Source organism: Frankia sp. CcWB2, assembly GCF_977927585.1.
This window is the reverse complement of the sequence record NZ_CDWRCM010000027.1, coordinates 1,570-7,021: the sequence shown is the minus strand read 5'-3', so window position 1 is coordinate 7,021 and position 5,452 is coordinate 1,570. Positions and strand designations below refer to the sequence as shown.

Annotated in this window: 3 protein-coding genes and 2 pseudogenes; 4 read left to right on the top strand and 1 reads right to left on the bottom strand. The window is 73.1% G+C overall.

What is annotated here, in order from left to right; all coding sequences use genetic code 11:
• The 4 genes and pseudogenes from ACY45C_RS04995 to ACY45C_RS04980 all read left to right on the top strand — a co-directional run.
• Nucleotides 1–949 (top strand): annotated as a pseudogene (locus ACY45C_RS04995) (ATPase); the annotation flags it as partial.
• 555 nt (nt 950–1,504) lie between these two features.
• A complete protein-coding gene (locus ACY45C_RS04990; protein ID WP_462186469.1) occupies nt 1,505–3,556 on the top strand; it encodes a hypothetical protein in 2,052 nt (683 codons plus the stop codon).
• Nucleotides 3,557–3,657: 101 nt separating this feature from the next.
• Nucleotides 3,658–4,581: a type IV toxin-antitoxin system AbiEi family antitoxin domain-containing protein gene (locus tag ACY45C_RS04985; RefSeq protein ID WP_462186468.1), complete on the top strand. Its 924-nt coding sequence runs from the start codon at nt 3,658–3,660 to the stop codon at nt 4,579–4,581.
• A 184-nt stretch (nt 4,582–4,765) separates the two neighbouring features.
• Nucleotides 4,766–4,912 (top strand): annotated as a pseudogene (locus ACY45C_RS04980) (type II toxin-antitoxin system Phd/YefM family antitoxin); the annotation flags it as partial.
• Between the two features lie 61 nt (nt 4,913–4,973).
• Here ACY45C_RS04980 and ACY45C_RS04975 read toward each other — a convergent pair.
• Nucleotides 4,974–5,452 (bottom strand): methyltransferase domain-containing protein (locus tag ACY45C_RS04975; protein WP_462186466.1); only part of this gene is annotated, 479 nt, incomplete at its 5' end.

Sequence of the window (5,452 nt, the reverse complement as noted above, 5' to 3'; positions counted from 1 at the left end):
GGCCCGGATGGTCGCCGGAGACGACCGGGAAAGCGCGCGCCTCGCGCACTACGACCAGGTGCCCCTGGCCAGACGGCGCAGCCTCGGCTGCGGCGCGGCCTGCGTCGCCGGTCCCGCCTGCACCCTGGAGGAGACGGAGACGTCCGCCCCCGCGGCCCGCGATCCCCTGCTGGTGGTGTGGGTCGAGGCGGTGGCCGCGCACCAGGTCATGGGCTTCACCCATCTGCTCGGGATCGCGCCGTTCGCTCCGGCGGAACCCCTGCGGACCACCCTCGCTGCGTTGCCGGGTCGCATCCTCGACTGCGCGCTCGCCCATGCCGCCGACCGGGCGACGGACGCCCGCGCCGCCGCGCTGCGCCCCTTCGTCGACCCCGACGACTTCACCACCGCCCTGCTCGCGACGCTGCGCCGGCTCCTCGGCCTGCCGCCGTCCCCGGCGGACGCGGCAGACGCGGCAGACGCGGCGAACACCGTCGACTCCCGGCACCTGACCGCGGGCGTGTACCGCTGGCAGGACGTCCGGCAGGCACTGATCGACGCGGTGCGCCGGCGGGGGGCCGACGCGGGCCCGCATCCGCTCACCGCGGCCTGGCGCGAGCGCGGTCTGACCCTGCCGGGCAAGACCGTGGGCAAACAGCTCACCCGGATGAAGAACAGTGCCCTCTACGCTCCGGGCCGGGAGAAGGTCAACATCGGTGATCCGGCGGTCAGCGGCCTCACCGCGGCGGTCCGGGAACTCACCGGCGCGGCGGATGCCGCCTCGCTGTCGGACGCACTCCACCAGGCATGCACCGGCGACGGACTGGCCGAGCTGGCCACTCAGATCTCCGACCTCGTCGGCCCCGCGCCGAGCGGACCGGGGAGCGCCCCACCGGAGTCCACCGCGGCAGCCATCGCCCCCGGCCCGCCCATCGGGACGGCACCCACGTTCGGGACAGCGCAGGACTGAGCGCCCGGGCCCGTCGACCGTCGGGGCGCTACGGCAGGGCCGGCATGCACGGCAGGGCCTGCATGCACGGCGGAATGCGACAGAGTGGACACCATACGCCATAATGGCCACGTAACGCCCCGGTATCGACACCGGACGTGCCGAGATCGTTTCCAGGTGCACAATGATCGGGAGCGGGGAGTCGCGGCATGGTGGGCGGCGACACGGTGGGCGGCAACGCAGGAGCAGGCGAGTGGGACGGCGGAGGGTCGGCGATGGGGGTGGGCACGCTGACCACGGCTGAGGCCCGACTGATCCAGGGGCTCTTCGTTCCACGGGAGCGTTGGGGCTGGGAGTTCGTCGACACCGGTCCATCGACCCCGAGCCCGCTCGCCGACCGTCAACCGGCCTGGCAGGAGCCCGAACCGCCCGATCTGACCGCGCTCACGGCCCGGCGAAACCATGCCGTCCGCGCCCTGCTGACCCGGCTCGTCCTGCCGATGGCCTTCGTGGTGTTCGGCACGCTGCTCGCGGGCGAGGGGGGTTTCTTCTTCGTCCCGGCGGGACTCGCTCGCCGTGGTCGCGTGCCTGCCTCCGTTGGTCCTGCACTGCTGGCTGGGCCGGACGCGATCCCGGGCCGCGTCGGCCCGGGCCGACGGGTACACCCGCTACCTACAGGCGTTGACGTCCTGGCAGACCGAGGTCGACGCGCACGACCGGGCCGAGCTGCAACGCCGGGAGGCCACCGCCGTCTTCTATCCCGTCTCGGCCTCCGCGGCGACCCCCAGGATCGACGTGTTCGGCGGAACCGGCGACGGATGGGCGAGCCTGCTGGCCACCGCGGGCTGCTCGGTGCTCACCGGCGGCACCGGCATCCTGCTCGTCGATCTCAGCGAGCGGACGGTGGGCGGGGGGTTGGCGCGCCTCGCCGGCCAGGCGCGCTGGCCGGTGGAGTCCTGGGACCTGCCCCGCCAGCTCGACGAGGTGGCACTCCTCGACGGCCTCGGGCCGCGGGAGGCCGGCGAGCTCGTCGCCGACGCGTTCGGCCTGTCCCAGGAGAGCGGCGATGATCCGCACCGACGCGCCCTGCACGCGGATCTGGTCACCACCGTCGCCGTCGTTCTGTACGAACGGCTCAGCATTCGCCGTCTCGCCGAGGGCCTGCGCGTCCTCGAAGGTCTCGACGACGGCAGCGCGGCCATGTCGCTGTCGACGGCCGAGGCCGGGGAGCTCACCGCGCACATGGACGCGTTCGGCCGCGGCGACCGGATCGCCGATGAGCTGCGCTACCTGCGTTCCTCGCTGGAGGCGCTCAGCCCGCCACCACCAGCCACGGCCGCAACGGCACCGGCCGCGATGGCACCGGCCGCGACGGTCGAGGCCCACATGTTGACGGCCGCAGCCGGTAGGTCGACGACCAGGGTGCCGACGACCAGGGCCGACAGTGTGCCCCGTCCGCTGGCGGCCTGGTGGCCGGTACCCGGGCTGCGGGTTCTCGCCACGTCGAGCCGGGACTCGTCCGCCCACCGCAAGGAACTCGCGGACCGGCTCCTCGTCCAGACCGTGCTCCACCAGCTCCGTCGCCGCCAGCGGGGCGGGCCGACCAGCCGGGACATGCTGGTTGTCGCCGGGGCGGACCATCTCGGCCGAGCGGTCCTGACCGGGCTGACCCGCCACGCCGAGCTCGCCGGGGTGCGGCTCGTGCTGCTCTTCGAACGGCTCGCCGACGACGCCGAACGGGTGCTGGGCAGCCAGGGGGGCTCGACTATCATCATGCGATTGGGAAACGGTAAGGACGCCGCGACCGCGGCGGAGTTCATCGGGCGTGGTTACCGCTTCGTCATGTCTCAGGTGACGGCCCAGGTGGGGCGCAGTTTCACGGCCGGCGACAGCGACAGCGTCGGTGACCAGGACGGCACCTCGGAGACGGCCGGCACCAGCGGCGGAACCGGCCGGACCTACGACGGCACCCGGCTGCCGCCCTGGTTGCAGAACACGTCGAAGAACGCCGGATGGCAGGAGTCGGTGACGACGTCGCGATCGCAGACCTGGCAGCGCACGACAAACTCGTCGGTGAGCGACTCGACGACCGACGGCACGACCTCCCAGCGGGTCTACGAGTTCACCGTGGAGCCGACCACCGTCCAGACCCTGCCGGCGACCGCATTCCTGCTGGTCAACCCGGTCGATGGGGCGGGACGGGTGGTGCCGGGGGACTGCAATCCGGGCACCGTCCTGCTGCCCGGGGTCTCCCCGGCCGACCGCTGGTCCGTACCCGACGCGGCCGCCGCGCCCCTGGCGGGTCACCACGCCGGAACCGCCGGAGCCGGGATGATCCAGTCCGGCGCGGGCCAGGCTGGTACGGGCCAGGCTGGTACGGGCCAGGCTGGTACTGATCATGCCGGTCTGGCGCGGACCGGCGCGGAGGAACGGCGTCGGATCGAGCCCGCCCCGCCCGTCGGGTTTCCGGGCATCGGCCAGCAACCGCCGGCCGACGAGGAGGTCTACCGGCTCGTCCCGCCCAAGACACGTCCCAGCGGCTCCGGCGGCTCCGGGGGTCAGAGCACTCACCCGGGGACGCGGGGATGGGTTCCCGGCGTCGGGGACCACCACCCGGGGCATGGCTGACCCGGGCCGGAACGCGGCCGTCAGGAAGGAGACAGCCGAAAGTTATCCACAGCCCGAAAAAGGTTCTGGCCCAACGGACAGACAACCGCCATCGTCTTCTCATGGCCCATAACCCTGGCCGACTCTCCTGGCAGGAGATCGCCACCATGCAGGCCGGCGTGATCACGATGCGCGATGCGATCAACGCCGGCATCACCCGCGACGAGATCCGCCGACGGTTGAACGACGGCCGCTGGCAGCAACCCTTCCGCGGCGTGCTGATCACGGCCGCCGCACCCGTGACGAGGATGCAGGAGCTGTGGGGGGCCCTGCAGGCCGTCGGCCCGGACGCGGTGCTCGCGGGCGCCTGCGCGGCGGGGCTCGCGGGTCTGGACGGTTACGACACCGGCCCGGTGACGGTTCTCCTGCCCACCGACCGTCGGATCGCCGCGCCGCCGGGCGTGCTTCTGCGGCACAGCGCTCGGCTCGACATCACCGAGATCGATCCCCTCCACCTGCCCCGGCGGACGGCCCCCGCCCGGTCCGTCATCGACATGGCCGAGTGGGCGTCTACCCGCGCGGACGCGCAGGGCCTGCTCGTCGACGCCGTCCGCCGGCGTTTCGTCACCGTCGCGAGCCTGCGGACCGCGCTGGCCCGGCGTGGTCCGATCAGCCGCCGGACGCTGATCACCGAGACGTTGGACGACCTGGGCCGGGACGCGCCGCACCTCACCGAGATCATGTACCGCCGCATCGAGGCGCAGTGGGGGTTGCCGGCGGGGACCCCGAGTGTCGACGGGCCCGCGGACGAGCCGATGGCGCGCCTCGACGTCTGGTACGAGCCGTGGCGCGTACGGGTGGAGATCCAGGCGACGGCCCCCCGGCCGACGGTCGTCGCCGAGCCGACGGGCCAGCTTCTCATCCGTCTGCCGGCACGCCTGGCGCGGGACGCCCCGGCCGAGGTGGCTTCCCTCGTAGGCGGGGCGCTGCGTGACCGCGGCTGGTCAGCGTCGGTGCCGCGCGCTCCGCGGGCGCTGGCCTCCTGAGCTCCGCGGGACATTCGTTCGGCACGTCCCGTATCCCTGTGCCGCGCCGCACATTCCGGTCAACCGGTCCACGCATGTTGCTGATGTTCTGGGACGCCGCCTGGCGCCTCGAGACCTGGCCGGTCCGACCCATCGATCCGGCACCCTAGCCCCGACGGAGGACAAGCTTGCTGTACTCGTGGCTATGTCGTTCTCGGAACAGATGCCGCTGGCGGAGGTGAAGAACCGGCTCTCGGAGGTCGTGGACAGCGTCGAACGTGAGCACGGGCGTGTCGTGATCACCAGGCACGGCAGGCCCAGCGCGATCGTCATCAGCGTCGACGACCTGGAGTCGCTGGAGGAAACCCTCGACGCATGGGCAACACCGCGCTCATCGCCGAGATCGGTCGAGGTCAGAGCTCCTTGCGGGCGATCATCAGGTAGGTGCCGGCGTACCGGGCGTCGTGCGCGTACCAGCCGGCAAGGCGGTCGAGGAGCCGGGCCAGTCCCAGTAGGGGGCTGGCCACAAGCATCACCAGGACGCGGCCGGCCGCGCCGGCCGGGCCGGCCTGCTGGGGCAGCCACGGCATGGGGCGTGGCGCGATCATGGCCACGGCGAGCAGCAGGGCGCCGGTCAGGCCACCGGGACGGCGCGCCGCGGCGAAGCGCACCGTGACCGGCCGCAGCCCCCGGTCCTCCAGCGCGGCAATCAGGTTCTCCACGGGGATGAAGTGGGCGCGCCCGGGGACCGCCCAGCCGGGCCAGAACCGACCGAGCCAGCGGGCCTGCCGGCAGTCGGCGTTGGCCAGCTCGCAGACGACGTGCCCGCCAGGCGGCAACGCCTTCGCGACGGCGTCGAGCTCCGCCGACGGGTCGTCGCGGCGTTCCAGGT